This is a genomic window from Delftia sp. ASV31 (assembly GCF_016428765.1).
GTDB lineage: Bacteria > Pseudomonadota > Gammaproteobacteria > Burkholderiales > Burkholderiaceae_C > Comamonas > Comamonas acidovorans.
Window position 1 is genome coordinate 1 of the sequence record NZ_JAELTK010000040.1, and the last position, 19,580, is coordinate 19,580.

Below are 19,580 nucleotides of genomic sequence, written 5' to 3' on the forward strand. Positions count from 1 at the left end.
GCGCATGCTCGACGGCCTGGCAGGCTTCATGGAGCGCGGGGCGCAGCAGGGCCTCTTGCGGCCCGCCGTGCCCGTGCGCCTGGCCGCGCAACTGCTGCTGGATGCCGTGGAAAGCGATGCGCTGCGCTTTGCGCTGGCGGTGACGCCGCAAGAAGACGCGGGGGCGGATGAAGGGGTCGATGTGCTGCATCCCGCCTTGCTGGCCTGCCTTCTTGGAGGCGAGGCACGGGGGGACGCGACATGAGGCACGCCACCGGCAGGGGCGCCCGCCTGGCGGGGCTGGACCTGGCGCGCTACCTGGCGCTGGCAGGCATGGTGTTCGTCAACTTCAAGCAGGCCATGCATCCTGCGCTGCAGGAGCCTGGCTGGCTGCTGTCGTTCTTCCATTTCCTGGAGGGCAAGGCCTCGGCCACCTTCGTGGTGCTGGCAGGCCTGGGCCTGGTGCTGGCCACGCGCTCGCTGGAGCCGGCCACGGCGCGCCTCTGGACGCTGCGCCGCGCGCTGTTCCTGCTGGTGGCCGGTGGCATGAACCTGCTGATCTTTCCGGCCGACATCATTCACTACTACGCGGTGTATTTCGTGTTGGCCATCGCCTGGCTGCAGGCCGGCGCACGGGCGCTGCTGGCCGGCATGGCGGCCGTGGCCTTGCTGTCCGCCTGGGCCTTGCTGCAGCTGGACTACAGCCAGGGCTGGGACTGGGCGAGCCTGTCCTACCAGGGCCTGTGGGAGCCGGCCGGCTTTGCGCGCAACCTGCTGTTCAACGGCTTCCATCCGGTGCTGCCCTGGTTTGCGTTCTTCCTCTGCGGCATGCTGCTGGCACGCCTGCCGCTGGCCGAGCCGCGCGTGCAATGGGGTCTGGTGGCTTGCGGTGTTGCGATGGTGGGCTTGGCCTGCGCCGTCTCGGCAATTGCGGCACAGAGTGAATGGGCTGCCTGGCTGGCCACCGGCCCCATGCCGCCCGGCCCGGCCTACCTGCTGATGGGCCTGGGCTGCGCCAGCATTGCCATAGGCGCCTGCCTGCGGCTGGCCGACCGCTGGCCCGCTGGCCCGTGGCGCGGCCTGCTGCCGGCCGGGCGCATGACGCTGACCCTGTACCTGGCACACATCCTCATCGGCATGGGCCTGCTGGAAGCCATGGGCGCGCTGGACGGATCACGCAGCCTGCGCGAAGTGGCCGTGGCCGCCGCGCTGTACGTGATCATCGCCAGCCTGGCCGCCTGGGCCTGGAGCAAGAAGGTGGCGCAGGGGCCCGTGGAGTGGGTGATGCGGCGGCTGACGGCACTGGATTGATCCACAGTCTGGAAATTGCGCTCGAATGAAGTCATCGTTTTGATGGCCGCAATGCCTTGTTTGTCTACACTTGCCTCCATTCAAAAATGGGGGAGATTCAATGGCTGAGGCGGTTTGCAAGAAATGGCTCAGGGCTGTGATCGGGCTGCAATGCCTGCTGATCCTGGCCTTTGTCTTTCGGGGGTGGCTGTTGCCCGACCCATTGGGCCCCAGGCTTCCCTCAATCCAAGGCAATACAGTGTGGATTCAAAGCCATGGCGCTTTGCATCAGTTTGATCGGCAGGGCACACGCCTGCAGCGTCTGGAGTTGGCGCAATTGGGTTTGACCCCATCGGTCAGCAGCCTTCAGTTCATTGGAGAGAAGACGCTTTGGGCGCATGACCAGGGACGTGTGCATCGCTGCGATCTGGCAATGCAGCGCTGCGTGGCGCTGGATCTGCCCGATTTGTCCACACGCGGTGGCTATCGCTGGATGCGGGTAACGGCCGATGAAGCGCAGATTGTGGTCTCCGACGCATCCAATCACCGCGTTCTCGTTTACCAGCGCGACGCCGCTTCCAGTGCAGCGCAAGCCTATGTGCTGCTCAAGACCTACAGCGAAGGCCTGCGCTTTCCGAATCAGACGCTGCAGGTAGGCGAGCGCATGTGGGTGGCCAATACCAACCGCCATCAGATTGCGCAAATCGATACGGCACAGAGCACCCAGGCCGCGCCTGCCGTATTTCCCGTGGAATATGCGGGCCTGCGTTCCGGGCGCCGCTTCCCGTTCGCCATGCAGCTGGATGGCCAGCAGCGTCTATGGGTGCTGGTCGCAGACTCGGGCATGCGAGGAGCAGATCTGCTGTTGATGGATTCCCAGTTGAGGCCTGAACGGGTGCTGCCGCTTTCGCCCGACCAGGACCCGAACGCCATCGCCATGGTGGGTCAGGAGTTCTTGCTGCCGGACATGACCCAATTCATCGTCCATCGCGTGGATCTGGACGGCCGCGTGCTGGAGCCTTTCGGGGATGCTCCATTCCGCGGCGAGCTGGCGTCTGCCCGCTCGTCCTATGAATGGGGCAGGCGGTTGCCTTCGTTCCTGCTGGGCAGCATCGGGGTATTGATGGCTCTGGGACTATGGCTTGCCTGGAAGGCGGGGGAATTGCGCCAATTGGGCGGCAAACGCTGGCAGGAAGTGGGCGACACCGAAGCCTCCAGCGCGGCAGTGGCTCCCTCACCGTCCCAGCACGCCGCGCAGGCTTCTCAAGCCTCGGAAGGAAAACCGCTGGTCACTTCGGTCACGGCGCTTGCGGGCAGCACCGTGAAGCGCAGGCGTGCGCTTGCCATGGTTGGCGTTCTGCATTGCCTGGTCGCTGGCGGGATGGTCTATTGGTTCTTGCCGCTTTTGCACCAGCGCGACTGCGGTCCGGACAAATCGTGCGATCCAACGGGCATGCTCGGTGTCCTGCTGGTGCTTTTGGCCGTGTTGCCGCTGTGTCTGTATGCATGGCTCTGGCGCAAGCTCAAGCAGCTGGAGACCATGCGCATAGCCACGGACGGGCATCGGATCGCGGTACGCATGGCACGCAGGACCCGCAAATTCGATGCCAGTCGCGTCACCTGCACGCGCCAGCATCTGTGGATGGGCCTTCGCGCCATTCCCCTGCGACTCAATGGCAGTCCCCTGTTCGACGAGGCCGCGTTCAGGCGCGAGATCCTGGCGCGGTTGCCGCAGCTGCAGGTGCGCGATGGCGCCTGGGACTTCGCCGTGGCACGCCACTTCTGGTCCAACAGCGGTGTGCTGGGCAAGGCCTTGGTGCTGCTGTACGTCGCGACCTTGCTGGGTTTTGTGGTTCGCCTGCTGGCCTGACGGGGTTGGCGACCCTGCTGTAAGATAGCCCTCCGCTCCGGGGTGCACGCCAGTGCTGAGATCCACACCCGAGAACTTGAACCGGGTCATTCCGGCGGAAGAAGAGCTTGCACCCCTGCGTGGCCGCCCATGCGCCACGGGCGGGGGAGCCTTCGGAGCATCACGTCCCAGCTCTCGAAGGAATTCCATGGACAAGGCCCGGCCCCAGGCGGCTTCTCTGGTCGCAGACCTGCTTGCATTCATCGCCATGGACGGCTGCACCGACGAGCAGTTCGATGCACTGGCCCTGCGGCTGTTTGCCTACCAATACGAATCGAATGCGCCGTTTCGCAGCTTCTGCCAGCGGCGCGGTGCCACGCTGCGCAATGTGAAGACCTGGAGCGACATTCCAGCCGTGCCCATTGACGCGTTCAAGGCCATGGAGCTGCGCAGCGAGCCGGCCTCGCCCGCGGAGCGCGTGTTCATGACCAGCGGCACCACGGGCCAGGCCAAGGGACTGTCCGCGCGCGGGCGCCACTTCCATCCCGCGCTCGATGTCTACGATGCGTCGATGACGCGCAACTTCGCGCAGCGCTTCATGGCCGGGCACGAGCGCCTGCCCATGGGCATCCTCTTTCCCGACGAGCAGGCCATGCCCAACTCTTCGCTGGCCCACTACCTGGCGCTGGCCAAGACGGAATTCGGCACTCCTGACAGCCGCTACTTTCTGACGCCCGACGGCCTGGACATGCCCGGCCTGTGCGCCGTGCTGGAGGAGTCCGAGCGCAGCGGCCGCCCCTATGCGCTGCTGGGCGCCAGCTTCAGCCTGGTGCATGTGATGGATGCGCTGCGCGAGCAGGGCCGCAGCTTTTGCCTGCCGCCGGGCAGCCGCATCCTGGACACGGGCGGCTACAAGGGCCAGTCGCGCGAGCTGCCGCTGGAGGATTTCTACGCCGACCTGTCCCGGCTGCTGGGCGTGCCGCGCAGCCACTGCATCAACATGTACGGCATGACCGAGTTGAGCACGCAGTTCTATGACGACGGCAATGCCACGCTGCCCTCGGTCAAGTCGGGGCCGCACTGGATACGCTCGCGCCTGGTCGAGCCCGTCACCGGCCGCAGCGTGGCGCCCGGCGAGCGCGGCATTCTCGTGCACTGCGACCTGGCCAACTACAACGCGGTCACCACCATCCTCACCGAGGACGTGGGCCTGTGGGCCGGCCATGGCGAGAACAGCGGTTTCCTGTTGCTGGGGCGTGCCGAGGGCGCAGCGGCCAAGGGCTGCTCGCTGGCGGTCGATGAATTCGTGAAGGCCGCTGCTGCATGAACATCGAGCGGATCACGGCCGGCTACCTGCCCGAACTGCCTGGTTTGCGCGAGGACGAGGTGCAGTGGCATGTGCTGCCCTTCGAACGCGGCGGCGTGCGGCTGGAAGTCTCCGTGCCCCTGCTGACCGGCCCGCAGATGCATGCGCTGGCAGCCCATGTGCGCCGTGCCGCCGACCGCCACCTCAGGGCCATGCCCGTGGCCGAGATCATCGACGCCATCGACCGCGCCATTGCCCGCCTGCTGGACCGCAGCGATCCCTATCGGCGGCAGGCCGAGACCTGGCTGCCCGTGGTCAGCGGCTATGACGCCGACATGGTGCGCCTGGGGCTGACGGGCTTCTTCAAGACCTTTCGCGCCGCGCAGCTGCGGCGCTTCGTGGCCGAGGACTTTGCCAACCCGGCCGTGCTCGACGGCTTCCAGCCCGCACCCAAGGGCGGCGCGGTGCGTGCCTTCGGGCCGGATCTGCTGATGCACAGCTGGGCGGGCAATGTGCCTGCGCTGTCCCTGTGGAGCCTGGTCTGCGGCCTGCTGGTCAAGGCGCCCGCCATTGGCAAGCTGGCCAGCGCCGAGCCGCTGTTCGCGGGCTGGTTCGCACGGCTGCTGGCCGAGGTGCACCCGCCGCTGGCCGATTGCCTGGCCGTGGTGTGGTGGAGCGGTGCGGGGGGTGTGGATGGGGCGGATGGCGGTGGAGCCGCCGCGCTCCACGCCGAGGCCGACACCGTGCTCGCCTACGGCGGCAACCAGACGCTGCAGGCACTGCGCCAGCGCCTGCCCGTGACCACGCGCTTTCTGCCGCACGGCCACAAGCTGGGCTTCGGCATGGTGGGCGCTGCCGCGCTGGACACGCTCAAGGCGCCCGCCGTGGCGCGGCTTGCGGCCTGGGACGTGATGCGCTACGACCAGCAGGGCTGCTACTCGCCCCATGTCTTCTACGTGGAGCGCGGCGCCCCCGTCTCTGCGTGTGCCTTTGCCGACTATCTGGCGGCCGAGCTGGCCAACCTGCAGCGGCGCTTTGCGCGCCGGCCGTTGGAGCTGGAGGAGGGCGCCGCCGTGGCCCGCTGGCAGCAGTCCGTGGAATGGTCGGGCGACGCGCAGCAACTGCTGGGCCCGGTGGATGCGCCCTGGAGCGTGGCGTACAGCGACAGCTTGCAGCCGCTGGCGCCCACGGCCCTGTACCGCACGATTGCCGTGGTGGGCGTGGACCGCCTGGATGACGCCGTGCCCGTGGTGGCCGCGCAGCGCGAATACCTGCAGACGGCCGGCATTGCCGCCTCGCCCGAGCAGCTGTACCGGCTGGCCGGTCTGCTGGGCGCGGCCGGCGTCACGCGCATCAGCGCCATCGGCTCCATGAGCATGCCCGAGGCCGGCTGGCACCATGACGGCCGCTTCAACCTGCTGGACCTGGTGCGCATGACCGAGATCGAGCAATCTGCCGAGGCGGCGGCGCAGCCGTTCGCCCCGTATGCGGATTGACATCCATGCACACCGGCACGACGGGCATGACAGGCGGGACTGACGGCATGGCGTTCCTCGATATCGAACAGGTGGTGTTCACCTACCCGGGCCGCTCGCCGGTGGTGGACGGCGTGGACTGGCGCGTGCAGGCCGGTGAGATCCACTGCCTGCTGGGCCGCAGCGGCTGCGGCAAGACCACCTTGCTCAAGCTGGCGGCGGGGCTGCTCAGGCCGCAGTCGGGCCGCATCCTGCTGCGCGGCGCCGAGCTGGCCGAGCCCGGTCCGCAACTGGGCTTCATGTTCCAGGCGCCCACGCTGCTGGAGTGGCATACGGCGCTGGGCAATGTGCTGCTGCCCGTGTCGCTGCAAAGGCGCCCCGCGCCGCAGGACGAGCAGCGCGCCCTGGCGCTGCTGGAGCAGCTGGGCCTGGCCAGCCACGCGCAACGCCATCCGCGCCATCTCTCGGGCGGGCAGCAAAGCCGCGTGGCGCTGGCACGGGCGCTGGTGCTCGATCCGCCCCTGCTGCTGCTGGACGAGTCCTTTGCCGCGCTGGACGCCATCACGCGCGCCGAGCTGCAGGACGACCTGCTGCGCACCTGCCGCGAGCGCGGCACCACGGTGCTCTTCGTCACCCACGACATCAACGAGGCCGTCTACCTGGGCGACCGCATCGCCCTCATGCACGGCGGGCGCATCGTGGCCGATATGGCGGTCGATCTGCCCGCGCCGCGCACCCAGGCCATGCGCCACGGGCCGGCGTTCAACGAGCACTGCGCCCGCGTGCGCGCAGCCATGGACAGGACGGCGGCATGACGGTGTCCTTGTTCCATGCCCGCCTGCTGGCCGCCGCGCTGGCGCTGGTCCTGCTGGGCCTGTGGGAACTGCTGGTGCGGCAATGGGGCCTGTCCGCCCTGGTGCTGCCGGCGCCCTCGGCCATTGCGGCATCGCTGTGGACGGGGCTGGCCACGGGCTATTTCTGGCCGCACATCCGGGCGACGCTCCAGGCCCTGCTGCTGGGGCTGGCTGTCGGCAGCGCGATCGGCCTGCTGGCGGGCATGGCCCTGGCTGAATCCGAGCTGCTCGAGCGTGTGCTCAAGCCCTATGTGGTGGTCAGCCAGGTCGTGCCCAAGCTGGCGCTGGCGCCGCTGTTCGTGCTGTGGTTCGGCTTCGGCATGCTGCCCACGGTGCTGATCACCGCGCTGATCTGCTTTTTCCCTCTGATGGAAAACACCCTGACCGGCCTGCGCCAGGTCGATGCCCAGCGGCTGCAGCTGTTTCGCATGCTGGGCGCCACGCGGCTGCAGACGCTGCTGCGCCTGAAGCTGCCCACGGGTCTGCCCGCCATTCTTGCGGGCCTGCGCGTGGCCGTGGTGCTGGCCCTGGTCGGCGCCGTGGTGGCCGAATTCATGGGCGCCAGCCGCGGCCTGGGCGCCGTGGTCATTGCCGCCCAGGGAATGATGGACACCACCCTCATGTTTGCGGCCCTGGTGCTGATCGCCGCCATGGGCCTGCTGCTGTACCAGGCCTGCCTGGTGCTGGAGCGCCGGCTGCTGCGCTCGCGCGCCGCCTGACCATCCTGAACACTTCCGAAACCTTTTCCCCAAGCGCCATGCACACTCCGCAATCCCCCTTCCTCACCCGCCGCAGCCTGCTGGGCGCCTCTGCCGGTTTTGCCGGCCTGGCGCTGGCCGGCAATTGCCTGGCCGCTCCTGTGCAAGGCAAGATCCGCCTGGCGGGCTGGAGCAAGCCCATCAGCGAGATCACCAACATCCTGGCCGAGCCCGACAAGGGCTTCTTCAAGGCCCAGGGCGTGGAGCTGGCCTACCTGCCCGGCGCGGGCGGCGGCGACGCCATCCGCAACATGCTCAGCGGCCAGGCCGATGTGGCCTTCACCGACCCCGGCTCCTTCTTCATGGCGCTGGACAAGGGCCAGAAGCTGGTCGCCATCTACGACATCTACCCGCAGAACGTGTTCAACGTGGTCTCGCTCAAGTCGGCGGGCATCCGCAAGCCGGCGGACCTCAAGGGCAAGAAGATCGGCGTCTACAGCCTGTCCAGCGGCACGCGCCAGAACCTGCTGGTGATGCTGCACCAGGCCGGCCTCAAGGAGTCGGACGTGACCATCGTCGTCACCGGCCTGCTCAACTTCGCGCCGCTGATGCAGGGCCAGGTCGATGCCACGGCCGCCACCGATACCGGCCTGGCCGTAGGCCTGCGCAAAGGCATTGGCGAGGTCGATGTGATGCAGGTGCGCGACCACCTCAACATCTCCAGCGACATGTTCGTGGTGCGCGAGGACACGCTGCGCGACAAGAAGGACCTGTTGCGCGCCTTCCTCAAGGGCTACCGCGACAGCGCCGCCTGGATGATGGCCAACCCCGAGGAAGCCGCCACGCTGGCCGGCAAGCACGCCATCGACGGCACCCAGCGCGATATCAACCTGGACGTGATCCGCCTGCGCAATGCGTCTTCGCAGCCGCTGCAGGCCGGCAAGCCGCTGGGCAGCTTCGACCTGGCCGCCCTGCAAAAGGGCGCCGACGCCTACCGCGCGCTGGGCATGGTGCAAAGGCAGATCAAGGTGTCCGACGTGGTGGACACCAGCCTGCTGCCAGGGGCCTGAGATGGCACAGCCGTCTTCCCTGGGCCTGCAAGGCAAAGTGGTGCTGGTCACCGGCGCCGGCCGCGGCATAGGCGCGGCCATTGCCACCGCCTTTGCGCGCGAGGGCGCCACCGTGGTGGTCAACCACCTGTCCAACGACGAAGCCGCCGCCCGCACCGTGGCGGCCTGCCAGGCAGCGGGCAAGCAGGCCGGAGGCGATGCCTGGGCCATCAAGGCCGATGTGGGCTCGCAGCCCGCCGTCCAGGCCATGACCGAGGCCATTGCGCGCGAGGCGGGCGCCATCGACATCGTGGTCAACAACGCCTTCAAACCCTACGCCTTCGACCCCGAGCGCCGCCGCCGCTTCGACGACCTGCAATGGAGCGACTACCAGGCCCAGTACGACGGTGCCGTGGGCGCGGCCTTCAACGTCTGCCGCGCCGTGCTGCCGCAGATGCGCCAGCGTGCGCGGGGCAGCATCGTCAACATCGCCAGCAACCTGGTGGAGCACCCCGTCGTGCCCTACCACGACTACACCACGGCCAAGGCCTCGCTGGTGGCCTTCAGCCGCAACCTGGCCAGCGAGCTGGGGCCCGTGGGCATACGCGTCAACTGCGTGGCGCCTGGCCTGGTCTATCCCACGCAGGGCACGCAGGACACGCGCGAGTCCTTCCGAGAATCTCTGATGGCCGCCACGCCGCTGCGCCGCCTGGCAAGCCCCGAAGACGTGGCGGGGCCGGTGCTGTTCCTGGCCTCGGAACTGAGCGGCTTCATGACGGGGCAGGTACTGTTCGTCGATGGCGGCCTGGTGATGCGCTGAGCCTGTTCTAGAACTGCTCCCACTCCTCCGCCATCTCGGCTGCCGTGGCGCGGCGGGGTGCCGTGGTCCTGGCAGGCAGCGCCACAGGCGCGCTGGAGGCCGCCGCCGCTGCCGCACGCAGGTGCTTGGTACGGGGCGCGGCGGGGGCCAGCGCTGGAGACGGCCTGGCGGTCTGTGCGCGCGCCGGCACGGCCGCTGCCACCGGCGTGGACTTGGACAGGGCGGCCTGCGGGCGGGTCGTGTTCTCATCCAGGCGGAACACGCTGACCAGTTGCACCAGCTGCGCCGCCTGCTTGTTCAGGCTGTCGGCGGCAGCGGCAGACTCTTCCACCAGGGAGGCGTTTTGCTGCGTCACCTGGTCGAGCTGCTGCACGGCGTCGCTGACCTGGGTCACGCCCTGGGACTGCTCCTGCGTGGCGGCACCGATGTCGGAGATCAGTTCGGCCACGCGGTGCGTCTGGGTGACGATGTCGTTCATGGTGCTGCCGGCCTCGGCCACCTGGCGGGAGCCGGCGGCGACCTTGCCCACGCTCTCGCTGATCAGGCCCTTGATTTCCTTGGCCGCGTTGGCGCAGCGCTGGGCCAGGGAGCGCACCTCCGAGGCGACCACCGCAAAGCCCTTGCCCTGTTCCCCGGCACGCGCGGCCTCCACGGCGGCGTTGAGCGCGAGGATGTTGGTCTGGAACGCAATGGCGTCGATCACGCCGATGATTTCCTCGATCTTGCGCGAGCTGTGCGTGATGTCCTCCATGGTGCTGACCACGCCATGCACCACCTCGCCGCCGTGCACGGCTGTGGCGCTGGCCGACTGGGCCAGGCCCGAGGCACTGCGCACCGTGTCCACGTTCTGCTGAATGGTGGCGGTCATCTGCTCCATGGAGGCGGCCGTCTCCTCCAGGTTGGCGGCCTGCTCCTCCGTGCGAGCGCTCAGGTCGGCATTGCCGGAGGCGATCTGGCTGGCGCCCGTGGCAATCGATTCGCTGCTGTGGCGCACCTGGCTGACGATGTCTGCCAGGCTGGCGCGCATGGAGTTCAGCGCCGCCAGCAGGCTGGTGGTGTCACCGGGCCGCAGCGCCACGGCCACCGCCAGGTTGCCTCTGGCGACTTCCTGCGTGATCTGCGCCGCGTAGGCGGGCTCCCCGCCCAGCAGGCCCGTGATGCGCCGCGTGATGGCCCAGCCCACCAGCGCGCCTATGGCCAGTGCGGCCAGCGCCAGGGACAGCATCAGCCGCCCGGCAGCCAGGGATTTGTCCTCGGAGGCCTGCGCCGTTTCCGTGGCGCGCACCTGCTGGTGAGCCAGGATGTCATTGATGGAGTTGAAGAACGCGTCCTGGCGTTTGCGGAACTCCCCGCTTTCGCCAAGCATGGCCGAGACGGCCTGCAGGTCGTGGCGCGTGGCCGCCTCCATGAATTGGTCGAGCAGCGGCAGATAGGCAATGCGCGCGTTCTTCATGTTGTCGTACAGCGCAACGCCCTGCGGTGTGCTCAGGCCTTCGCGGAATTTCTCCATCAACTGGCTGATCTTCTGGCGCTGTGCATCCAGCGCGGCCTTGGCCAGCTTCTTTTCCCCGGCGTCCTCCATCAACGCCATGCTGCGCACGCCGCGAAAGATGAACTCCACCGAGCCCTTGATCTCCACCAGCCGGAGCAGGCTGGTGATCCGCTTGTCGGCCAGGTAGGCCACATCATCGGAGGCCTGTACCAGCTGGGCGCGGCCATACAGCGCAATCGACAGCGCGATGGCAATCAGAATCGAAAATCCCAGACCCAACATGGAGCCCGTCTTCATGTTTTTCAGGTATTTCATGCGTATTCCTTTCTGTATTCAATATGGCTGCGTGCCACACAATCGGGCCGCATCGCATAAAAATCCGGATCACGCCAATCGATGATGGCGCACCCAGACAGACGGCGGTATTCCATAATGTCCGGAGAAATCTCTGGAAAATGACGAGAGCGAGGAATAACCAAGCTGCGAGGAAATCTGTCCTATGCTCTGGTCGGTGGTCAGCAGCGATTCGGCCGCAAGATGGATACGGCTTTGCCTTATATATTCACCGATACTGCACGACCGGCTGTTGCGAAAGGAAACCTCCAAAGTGCGCCGGCTGACGCGGCAATGGTCGGCAATGGTCTGGATCGGTAGTTTCTTGTCCAGGTTTTCTTGTATGTATTGGAGGGCGCGCTTGACATAGGCGGGTTCCAGATCGTGCAGCCGTGCCTCGTCCATGGCCGTGAATCTGGATTTCTCCAGATAGGGGCTGATGGCCATGCTCTTGAGCCGCATGATGTTCAGCGCCTTCAGCGTGGACAGGGCGCCTGCAAAATCGCCCTGCGTTTCCTGTATGTGGTACTCGTAGACTAGGGCATTGCGGCACAGGCCTTCGAGCTGGTAGGTCTGGGCCGTGGACTTTGCCAGCATCACCGCCTGCAGGGCCTGGGCATATTGGCGCTTGCTGCAGTGCACCAGTGCGCTGCTCAGCCAGGCCCAGCCGGCAATCGGCGGGTTCTTGATCTGGTGGCGGACGCCGATGCGTTCAATGGCACGGATCACGCCAGCGGCTTCGCGGCGACCCGCATCCAGCCCTTTGACCGAGAGCTGCAGCAAATCGCTGTAGGGCCAGGCCAGGCCCGTTGGCAGCTGGCGGCCGACCCGCTCCAGCAGCGCCTGCAGGTCGGCGCTGTCGGGGGCGGCGGCACCGAGCTGGACCAGGCCTGAATCCGGGGGCGGACCGCACCACAGACTCTGGTGGTTCTTGTAGAGATAGATCTTCCACAGGATCTGCGCCCTGGCCCAATTGATCAGGGCGGACAGCCAGGGCGTGATGCCCGGCGCCATCAATGCGAAATCATGGTCCTTGCCTTCGATCAATTGCAAGGCGGTATCGAGCTCGCCCAGCCGGCTGTGCGCCAGCGCCCTCACATAGGTGGCGCAGGCCATGGATTCCGGCTGCAGCAGCGCGGGATTGGCCATTGCCGCAGTGGCCAGTGCAATCGCATTGCGCTCTTCGCCCAGCTGGCAATGGATGAAGGCGGCTGCAATGCGGCATGAGACCACGCGGTCAGGCATGCGGTGCAGCTCGAAAATGGCCTGTGCTTCCTGCACATATCTGAGCACCAGCAGGGGATATATGGAAGGCTCTGGCCATTTGCAGGCCTGTAGCAATTCCTCGGCCCGGCTGATCTTGTTATATCCAGTATCGGCTTGCTGGTGATGGGCGGATATTATTCTCCATAATCTGGATGCGCTCTCATCTTGGTGGCCGTGGATGTGGTGCGTCAAAAGATTGAATGAGTAAGAATTCTTATATGAAAAAATCAATGGCCAGGCGGGTGCGATGCATTTTCCCGATGAATGCATCGGCAAGGTGCTTCACAACACTCTCCTGGGGAAACACTGATTGACTGGAAGAATCTTACAGGCCAGATAAACAATTGTTTACATTTGGATTTTATTTTTCTTGCCGGATCGCGCAGGCACTTGTCTTTTTGCGAAACTTTCTCTCTTGCGAATCGCCTAATTCGCTGATTGGACAGACTTTTTCTGATTGGAAAAATCCATTCAAATAGGGGAAATATTCCCTGGGTTCCATGGGGTTGTTACAACGGCCAGACTCCAGCCGGGCCGCCCTGTCGGCATGGCAGGCGCTGGCCGCGCCTGCCCCGGCAATCAGAAGGCGTGCGATATGCCCAGCACCACCGAGCTGGGCCGGCTGCCTGCCTGGACCACCGGCCCCGCATTGCTGGCGGTGTTGATGGTGAAGGCGGCGCCTGCCTCGTTGTGGATGCGGCCCACGCCCGCATAGAGCTTGGTGCGCTTGGACAGCGAGTGGTCGTAGCGCACGCTCAGCGCACGCGCATCGCTCTGGGCGCGAGCCTGTCCGTGGTAGGCGCCATAGGACAGCAGCCACTGCCCCGCCATGCCCATGGGCACGGTCACGCTGGCCTCGTAGAAACGGCCCTGGCCGCTGGTGGCGGCAGGCAGGTCGTCGCGCCGCGTGGACAGCAGCAGCGCGGCGCGCGCCACGCCGAAGTCATAGGCCGCGCCCAGCAGCGCATAGCGGTCGGTATTCACGGCCGTGGTACGCCGCTGCATCCACGATGCACCCAGTGCCCAGGGCCCGGCCGCATAGTCCACGGAGCCGCCGTACAGGCTGGCCACGCTGGAGCCCGCCGCCTCGCCGAACGAATACATGCCGCGCACCGTGAAGCCGCCCATGTTCGGCGACTGGTAGCGCAGCGAATTGCTGGCGCGCAGCACCGTGCCGTCGCGGAAATAGTTGGCCGCGTTGCCCCAGATCAGGCCGGTGAGCGCATAGCTGGCCAGCGAGGTGTGCAGCGTGGTGTAGTGGCGCCCGGCCGTGAGCTGGCCCCAGCCGCCGCCCAGGCCCACGAAGACCTGGCGACCAAAGGCGAGGCCGCCCTGGCCGCTGGCACCCGTGTCGCCGTTGAATCCGGCCTCCACTACATAGAGCGCGCGCTGGCCGCCGCCCAGGTCCTCCGTGCCGCGCAGGCCCCAGCGCGACCCGGCGATCACGCCGCTTTCCAGCCGCTGCAGGCCGCCATTGCCCGTGCGCGCCGACTCCACCGCCATGTCCACGACGCCGTACAGCGTCACGCTGCTGCTGGGGATCGCGGGCGGGGCCGATGTCTGCGCTTGTGCCTGTGCCTGTGCCTGCGCATGCACCTGGCTTGCCAGGGCCAGGGCTGCGGCGCCCACGGCCCAGCCTCCTCGTTGCAAGGTATTCATGATGTCTCCTCTATGGGGTATGGAAAAAATGGGGCGCTGGCCGTTGCTTGCTGCCTGGTGTTGCCTGGTGCCGCCTGGCGCTGCCCCGTGCTGCCTCGATTGGCGTTGTCCGCTCAGTCGAGCCGGATGTTCTTCTTGGCGATCAGCGCGCCGTAGGTGCGGTTGTCCTGCGCCATGCGTGCGGACAGGGCGGCGGGGCCGACATCGTCCACGCGCCAGCCCTGGGCCAGCAGCTTGTCGCGCACTTCGGGCGAATGCAGGATGCGCTCCAGCGCCTGCGACAGCCGGGCACGGTGGGCTGCGGGCATGGAGGCCGGCGCCATCACGGCATTCCACACCTCGATGTCCACCGCGCCCGCACCGATCTCGCGCATGGACGGCACGCCGGGCGCCAGCGGGCTGCGTTCGCTGGAGGTCACGGCCAGCGCCGCCAGCTTGCCCGACTGCACCAGCGGCATCACGGTGGAGGCCGGCAGCAGCGCCATCTGTACCTGGTCGCCCAGCAGGGCGTTCACCACGGCCGGGCCGCCGTTGTAGGGCACATGGGCCAGTCGCAGGCCCATGGATTCCTTGATCAGTTCGGCCCCCAGGTGCGTGCCCGAGCCCTTGCCGACCGAGCCGAAGTTGAACTGCCCGTTCTCGGAACGCAGGGACTGCAGGTAGGCCGCCGTATCGGTGGCGGCGGCGCGCGGCGCCACCCAGACCAGCGGCGCCGATCCGATCATGGCGATGGGCGCAAAGTCCCGCCCCGGGTCGTAGGGCAGCCGGGCGTAGAGGTATTTGGAGCTGGTCAGCGGGCCGTTGCCGATCACGCCCAGCGTATGGCCGTCGCCGGCCTTGGCCACGGCATCGGCGCCGATGTTGCCGCTGGCGCCGCCCTTGTTCTCTACCACTACGGGCTGGCCCAGGGCGCGGCCCAGCGGCTCGGCCAGCAGGCGCGCCTGCACGTCGGGCGAGGAGCCGCTGGCATAGCCCACGATCAAGCGCAGCGGGCGCGTGGGCCACGCATCCTTGTCGCCTGCGGCATGGGCGGGGAAGACCGGCGAGAGCGCGGCAGCGCACCACAGCAGGGCGGCGCGGCGCGTTGACGGCTGCAGCAGCGGCTGCCTGCTTGTCTGGGGCTTGTTCATGTTCTTGTCTCCTGGAATGTTCATCTGCAATCTGGCTTCAGCGCGAAAAATACCGGTTCATGGGCCCCAGGCGCGGCGGCAATCGGGAGTGCGGGCGCTGTGACACATCCGCAGGCAGGTCGCCGCGCACCGCCTGGCTTTGCAGCACAAAGGATTCGGCCTGCGCGCCCGGCAGGCTCCAGGGCGCAAGCCGCTCCAGCAGCCACTGCGCACCCTGGCGCGCGCCCTCGGCCGTGCAATGCTCGGCCAGCAGCACCACCGTGGTCTGGCCGGCCACGGCCTGGGCAATGCGTTCGCCGCCCACGGGGTAGGCCAGGTCCAGCGCGGGCGGCACGGCGCCCGCGCTGGCGCGCACCAGCAGGGCGCTGTCCTCGGCCTCGGCCAGCGCCTGCGTGGCTGCGGCGGACCAGCCGGGCAGGTCGGCGGTGGTGGCGCGCACCGCCACCAGGTGCGCGGCGGTGGAGGCGCCTGCCGTGGCCACCAGCGCGCAGGGCCGGCGTACAAAGGCGCTCAGCCGGGGCCGCATGCGGGCGGACCAGGGCGTGGGATGGGCGATCACATCGGCATACTGCGCCGTCTGCAGCGCATCCAGCCCCTGCAATCCATAGACCGTGAAGTAGCTGCTGCCTGCGGCAGATGGCTCACCGCCTGCATCCGAGCGGCCTGTATCCGAGCCGCCTGTATTCGAACCGCGTACATAGCGGCGCGCCCACAGAAATCCCGGCAGGCCCACGCGCTCGGGCACATGTTCCATGGCGTGCCAGGCCTCGTATTCCTCACGCGCATCGCTGCGGTCCAGTCCGTTCCACAGCGCAAGAAAGGCGTTGCTGCCACTCATGCCTGGTGCTCCGGCTGCACCAGCACCTTGCTGGCATGGCGCGCGCGCGCCAGCGCAAAGCCTTCCTCGGCACGCGACAGCGGCACGCGGTGCGTGATCATCTGGCGCAGCAGGGGCTGGTGCTCCTGCATGAAGCGCACGACCTCGGGCCAGGCGCTCTCGGGCGCGCGGTAGGAGCCGCGCAGCTCCTGGTGGTTGCGCACCAGCGCCGTCAGGTCGATGGGCACGGGCGCTGCATGGATTCCCGTGATCACCAGCACGCCATGCACCTTGAGTGCGCGCAGCGCCGGCGCAATCACGGCGGCCGCGCCCGTGGCCTCGATCACGGCATCGAACCGGCCCCGGGCCAGATAGGGGGCAAGGGCCGCATCCATATCGCTGCCCTCGAAGTCCAGCACATCGTCAAAGCCCATGGCGCGCAACACCGCCAGCCGCGGCGCATCGCCATGCCCGGCCACCACCACCTGGGCGGCGCCTGCGGCCCGCGCGAACAGCGCAATGCCCTGGCCGATGTTGCCCGGCCCCAGCACCAGCACGCGGTGGCCGGGGCGCACGCCGGCCGTGCGCACGGCCTCATGGCTCACGGTCAGCGGCTCGGCCAGCGCGGCCACATCGCCCTGCACACCGGCCGGGACCGGCACGCAGTTGCGCAGCGGCACGGCGGCCCAAGGGGCAAAGCCGCCATTGCGCAGCACGCCAATGCCGCGCCGCGTGGTGCAGCCATCGAAGTTGCCGCTGGTGCAGGCCGCGCAGCGGCCGCAGGTGACCGAAGGCCGCACGGCCACCATCTGGCCCACGGTCAGGCCCGGGGCCAGGTTCTCGGCACCTTCGCCCAGCGCGGCAATCTCGCCGCTGAACTCATGACCGATCGTCACGGGCAGGGCGGGGGTCAGGAAGTGGTAGCTGCGGGTCCATTCGGCAATGTGCAGATCGGTGCCGCACACACCGGCCGAATGCACGCGCAGCAGCACTTCGCCAGGGCCGGGCGCGGGCATGTCCGCTTGGGTCAGTGTCAGGCCGTGGCTCGGCTCGGTCTTGCGCAGTGCTTGCATGGCGTGGGGGCCGCTGGCCCGTTGGAAATTGGCGATGGCGGCAGTGTCTCCATACGCCAGAGGTATGTCCAAGACTGAATTAGTATCTGAAGCATACGAAGCAAGTATGTTTTCAAAGGGTGAACACCTATGGAATTGCGCCATCTGCGCTATTTCGTCGCCGTGGCCGAGCAGGGCAACGTCAGCCGCGCCGCTCGCAAGCTTTTCATTGCCCAGCCGCCGCTGTCGGCCCAGCTCAAGCAGCTGGAGGAAGAGGTGGGCGCCGCGCTGTTCACACGGCTGCCGCGCGGCGTGCGGCTCACGCCTGCGGGAGAGTCCCTGCTGGAAGACGCGCGCGCCATTCTTGCGCGCGCCCAGCAGGCCCCGCTGCGCGCCCGCGAACGCCAGCAAAGCCGCCAGGGCGTGGTTCGCCTGGGCCTGGTTCCGTCGGCCATGCACTCGGTGCTGCCCGGCCTGCTGCGCCGCATTGCCGACGCCGGCTGGAACCTGCGCGTGGAAGCCCGCGAGATGATCACCTCGCAGCAACTGCGCGCCCTGCGCGCCGGAGAGCTGGACCTGGGCTTCGGGCGCCCCGGCAAGGGCGAGCCACTGGCCGAGGAAGTGGCCGGCATGGACGATCCCTACTGCCTGGCCATGGCGCCGTCCCACCCGCTGGCGGCTGGCGAAGGCGCGCTACCGCTGCAGTCGGCTGCGCATGAGCCCTTCGTGGGCTTTGCACGCTACGAGGACGCCGACTACTTCGACCGCACCGTGGCCCTGTGCCTGGACGCGGGCTTCACCCCCTCCATACGCCACGAGGCCGGCCAGTTCGTCAACGTGCTCGCCCTGGTGGCCTGCGGCCTGGGCGTGGCCATCGTCCCCTCGTCCTTTGCCTCGCTGTACCGGGGCAAGCTGGTGTTCAGGCCGCTGCAGCAATCGCGCTACCAGAGCCGGCTGGCGGTGCTGGCCGTGGCCGGGGCGGCTGATGGCGAAAGCGATGCAGGACGCGTGGCGCAGGCTGCCGCGCTGGAGTTGAAGCAGTTCGGCAGGCGGTTGGCGCGGCTGCGGTGAGGGGGAGCTTTGTGGATGTCTTTGTCTGGTCGCTGGGAGATCAGGGGGCGGCTATTCCGGTGCCGCCACGGATCAGCAGATCATCACGCAGCTGCTGACCAACAGCAAATTGATCGTGGATTGACCGGCGCTGGTCCTGTGGCCATCGGGTCCGTTTCTCGTGCCTACATGAAATTGCGCGTATGCAGCGAAGCCAGCCGCTCCGCATGCCCACGCTCGAACCCCAGCCGCAGCAGCTTGGAAAACCGGCCGTCGGCCATGTCACGCATGAGCTGCTGCACGCGGGCGGCGCCGCGGGCCAGGGCTTCGGGGGTGAGGGCGCCGGCGGCGATGAGGATCAGGGCGTCGAAGACTTCCTCGTTCAGACCCGAGGTGCCGGCCAGGTTGTCGAAGCGCTGCTCCACGGCCTGGGCCAGCTGGTGCTGGAAGCCGGGCTCGTGCTGCAGGCGGTACAGCAGGTGGGACATGCCCAGGGCCACATGGCGCGCCTCGTCGCGCGCGGCCAGGCGGCAGATCTGGCGTGTGAGGGGGTCGGGCGCCTCGGTCTGCAGGAACTGCAGCAGGTGCACGAAGGTGCCTTCGCCCAGCACCGACAGCAAAAAGCCCGCCACGGAAAAATCCGTCTCGTCCAGCAGGCTCTTGAGCGAGGCCTGTCCACCCGCCGTGGACAGCGCGGGCTCGCGGCCGTGGCGGCGGATGCGGCGCGTGAAGACATCGATGTGCCGCGCCTCGTCGGCCACCTGGATGGCCAGCGCCGCCTGCAGCTCGCGGTAGTGCGGGTGCAGCTGGCCCAGAAAGCGCGCAGGCACCAGCAGGGCCGCGTTCTCGTTCTCCACCATGTAGGTCATGAGCTGCACGATGGCGTCTTCCACGGGCGCGGGCAGCTCGGGTGCATCGCACCAGTCGATGTCGGTGTCGGCATTCCACTGCGCGGCCACGGCCTGAGCGTAGAGGTCGGCGGCGCTGTCGGTCCAGACCTGCAGCTTGTCGCTGAGCCGGAAATGGAAGGCCGGCGCCCCGGCTTCCACCTGCGCGCCACGCGCGGCCAGGCCCCAGAAAGGCTGGGCCTGCGCGGCCACGGCACCGTCGCCCGAGCGTGCATCGCTGCGGCCCGTGTGCGCCGCGCCGCGCCAGCGCCCGGACTGCGCGCTGCCGCGCGCCACGATGGCCATGGCCTGTGCAGCACCCGCGCCATCCTCCCAGCGCAGGCCGTGGCCCTGGTCGCTGCACCAGCCCGACAGCTGGGCCTGCCAGCCCGGCGCGCTGCCAGTCACGCGCAGCTGCCCGCCCACGGGCAGGGCGGCCAGCGCGTGCTTGACCAGAAGATGGGCGCCGGCATCGAAGCCCAGGCCCTGCAGGTCGATGACAGGCAGGGTGGCGGCGTGCAGGGTGGAGGCGTGCAGGGTGCCGCTGTCGGAATCAGGCATGGCCATGGCGCGT

The 19,580-nt window shown here is 67.8% G+C and carries 16 protein-coding genes, 1 pseudogene and 1 riboswitch; of the genes and pseudogenes, 10 read left to right on the forward strand and 7 right to left on the reverse strand.

Annotation, left to right across the window (positions count from 1 at the left end; all coding sequences use genetic code 11):
• The 9 genes and pseudogenes from JHD82_RS15605 to JHD82_RS15645 all read left to right on the forward strand — a co-directional run.
• Positions 1–244: pseudogene (locus JHD82_RS15605) on the forward strand (TetR/AcrR family transcriptional regulator); the annotation flags it as partial.
• Positions 241–1,290: a DUF418 domain-containing protein gene (locus JHD82_RS15610; RefSeq protein ID WP_199137321.1), complete on the forward strand. Its 1,050-nt coding sequence runs from the start codon at positions 241–243 to the stop codon at positions 1,288–1,290. The pseudogene JHD82_RS15605 and the gene JHD82_RS15610, both read left to right, overlap by 4 nt.
• A gap of 100 nt (positions 1,291–1,390) precedes the next feature.
• The gene (locus JHD82_RS15615; RefSeq protein WP_199137323.1) at positions 1,391–3,139 is read left to right on the forward strand and encodes a YncE family protein; all 1,749 of its coding nucleotides are present in this window, start codon (positions 1,391–1,393) and stop codon (positions 3,137–3,139) included.
• Between the two features lie 28 nt (positions 3,140–3,167).
• A riboswitch (TPP riboswitch) is annotated at positions 3,168–3,259 on the forward strand.
• Positions 3,260–3,326: 67 nt separating this feature from the next.
• On the forward strand, positions 3,327–4,445 hold the full coding sequence (locus JHD82_RS15620; protein ID WP_016453240.1) for a hypothetical protein: 1,119 nt from the start codon (positions 3,327–3,329) through the stop codon (positions 4,443–4,445).
• Positions 4,442–5,920 carry an acyl-CoA reductase gene (locus JHD82_RS15625; RefSeq protein ID WP_199137324.1) on the forward strand — a complete coding sequence of 493 codons (1,479 nt, stop codon included), beginning with the start codon at positions 4,442–4,444 and terminating at the stop codon, positions 5,918–5,920. Before JHD82_RS15620 ends, JHD82_RS15625 begins: the two co-directional genes overlap by 4 nt.
• 5 nt (positions 5,921–5,925) lie before the next feature.
• The gene (locus tag JHD82_RS15630) at positions 5,926–6,714 is read left to right on the forward strand and encodes an ABC transporter ATP-binding protein (protein WP_199137326.1); all 789 of its coding nucleotides are present in this window, start codon (positions 5,926–5,928) and stop codon (positions 6,712–6,714) included.
• On the forward strand, positions 6,711–7,472 hold the full coding sequence (locus tag JHD82_RS15635) for an ABC transporter permease (RefSeq protein WP_199137328.1): 762 nt from the start codon (positions 6,711–6,713) through the stop codon (positions 7,470–7,472). Before JHD82_RS15630 ends, JHD82_RS15635 begins: the two co-directional genes overlap by 4 nt.
• 38 nt (positions 7,473–7,510) lie before the next feature.
• Positions 7,511–8,521 carry an ABC transporter substrate-binding protein gene (locus tag JHD82_RS15640; RefSeq protein WP_199137330.1) on the forward strand — a complete coding sequence of 337 codons (1,011 nt, stop codon included), beginning with the start codon at positions 7,511–7,513 and terminating at the stop codon, positions 8,519–8,521.
• Between the two features lies 1 nt (position 8,522).
• The gene (locus tag JHD82_RS15645; RefSeq protein WP_199137332.1) at positions 8,523–9,320 is read left to right on the forward strand and encodes an SDR family oxidoreductase; all 798 of its coding nucleotides are present in this window, start codon (positions 8,523–8,525) and stop codon (positions 9,318–9,320) included.
• A gap of 7 nt (positions 9,321–9,327) precedes the next feature.
• Here JHD82_RS15645 and JHD82_RS15650 read toward each other — a convergent pair whose 3' ends face one another.
• The 6 genes from JHD82_RS15650 to JHD82_RS15675 all read right to left on the reverse strand — a co-directional run bounded on the left by JHD82_RS15650 (position 9,328) and on the right by JHD82_RS15675 (position 17,090).
• A complete protein-coding gene (locus JHD82_RS15650) occupies positions 9,328–11,127 on the reverse strand; it encodes a methyl-accepting chemotaxis protein (protein ID WP_199137334.1) in 1,800 nt (599 codons plus the stop codon).
• 69 nt (positions 11,128–11,196) lie between these two features.
• Positions 11,197–12,603, reverse strand: coding sequence for a helix-turn-helix domain-containing protein (locus tag JHD82_RS15655; protein ID WP_233174758.1), 1,407 nt, complete (start codon positions 12,601–12,603; stop codon positions 11,197–11,199).
• 387 nt (positions 12,604–12,990) lie between these two features.
• Positions 12,991–14,070 (reverse strand): porin, encoded by a 1,080-nt coding sequence (locus JHD82_RS15660; RefSeq protein WP_199137336.1) that lies wholly within the window; start codon positions 14,068–14,070, stop codon positions 12,991–12,993.
• 113 nt (positions 14,071–14,183) lie between these two features.
• Positions 14,184–15,200, reverse strand: coding sequence for a tripartite tricarboxylate transporter substrate binding protein (locus JHD82_RS15665; RefSeq protein ID WP_012206320.1), 1,017 nt, complete (start codon positions 15,198–15,200; stop codon positions 14,184–14,186).
• Between the two features lie 37 nt (positions 15,201–15,237).
• Positions 15,238–16,038, reverse strand: a complete 801-nt coding sequence (locus JHD82_RS15670; RefSeq protein ID WP_012206319.1) for a hypothetical protein — start codon at positions 16,036–16,038, stop codon at positions 15,238–15,240.
• The gene (locus JHD82_RS15675; protein ID WP_012206318.1) at positions 16,035–17,090 is read right to left on the reverse strand and encodes a zinc-binding dehydrogenase; all 1,056 of its coding nucleotides are present in this window, start codon (positions 17,088–17,090) and stop codon (positions 16,035–16,037) included. Before JHD82_RS15675 ends, JHD82_RS15670 begins: the two co-directional genes overlap by 4 nt.
• A gap of 129 nt (positions 17,091–17,219) precedes the next feature.
• Here JHD82_RS15675 and JHD82_RS15680 point away from each other — a divergent pair, with 129 nt between their 5' ends.
• Positions 17,220–18,140: a LysR substrate-binding domain-containing protein gene (locus JHD82_RS15680; RefSeq protein WP_199137338.1), complete on the forward strand. Its 921-nt coding sequence runs from the start codon at positions 17,220–17,222 to the stop codon at positions 18,138–18,140.
• A 164-nt stretch (positions 18,141–18,304) separates the two neighbouring features.
• Here JHD82_RS15680 and JHD82_RS15685 read toward each other — a convergent pair whose 3' ends face one another.
• Entirely contained in the window at positions 18,305–19,573 is a 1,269-nt protein-coding gene (locus JHD82_RS15685; protein ID WP_199137340.1) for a ferritin-like domain-containing protein, read from the reverse strand.
• Between the last annotated feature and the right edge of the window lie 7 nt (positions 19,574–19,580).

Coding starts and splice junctions, on each gene's coding strand:
- JHD82_RS15610 (WP_199137321.1), top strand. CDS start 241: ATGAGGCACGCCACCGGCAGGGGCGCCCGCCTGGCGGGGCTGGACCTG.
- JHD82_RS15615 (WP_199137323.1), top strand. CDS start 1,391: ATGGCTGAGGCGGTTTGCAAGAAATGGCTCAGGGCTGTGATCGGGCTG.
- JHD82_RS15620 (WP_016453240.1), top strand. CDS start 3,327: ATGGACAAGGCCCGGCCCCAGGCGGCTTCTCTGGTCGCAGACCTGCTT.
- JHD82_RS15625 (WP_199137324.1), top strand. CDS start 4,442: ATGAACATCGAGCGGATCACGGCCGGCTACCTGCCCGAACTGCCTGGT.
- JHD82_RS15630 (WP_199137326.1), top strand. CDS start 5,926: ATGCACACCGGCACGACGGGCATGACAGGCGGGACTGACGGCATGGCG.
- JHD82_RS15635 (WP_199137328.1), top strand. CDS start 6,711: ATGACGGTGTCCTTGTTCCATGCCCGCCTGCTGGCCGCCGCGCTGGCG.
- JHD82_RS15640 (WP_199137330.1), top strand. CDS start 7,511: ATGCACACTCCGCAATCCCCCTTCCTCACCCGCCGCAGCCTGCTGGGC.
- JHD82_RS15645 (WP_199137332.1), top strand. CDS start 8,523: ATGGCACAGCCGTCTTCCCTGGGCCTGCAAGGCAAAGTGGTGCTGGTC.
- JHD82_RS15650 (WP_199137334.1), bottom strand. CDS start 11,127: ATGAAATACCTGAAAAACATGAAGACGGGCTCCATGTTGGGTCTGGGA.
- JHD82_RS15660 (WP_199137336.1), bottom strand. CDS start 14,070: ATGAATACCTTGCAACGAGGAGGCTGGGCCGTGGGCGCCGCAGCCCTG.
- JHD82_RS15665 (WP_012206320.1), bottom strand. CDS start 15,200: ATGAACAAGCCCCAGACAAGCAGGCAGCCGCTGCTGCAGCCGTCAACG.
- JHD82_RS15670 (WP_012206319.1), bottom strand. CDS start 16,038: ATGAGTGGCAGCAACGCCTTTCTTGCGCTGTGGAACGGACTGGACCGC.
- JHD82_RS15675 (WP_012206318.1), bottom strand. CDS start 17,090: ATGCAAGCACTGCGCAAGACCGAGCCGAGCCACGGCCTGACACTGACC.
- JHD82_RS15680 (WP_199137338.1), top strand. CDS start 17,220: ATGGAATTGCGCCATCTGCGCTATTTCGTCGCCGTGGCCGAGCAGGGC.
- JHD82_RS15685 (WP_199137340.1), bottom strand. CDS start 19,573: ATGGCCATGCCTGATTCCGACAGCGGCACCCTGCACGCCTCCACCCTG.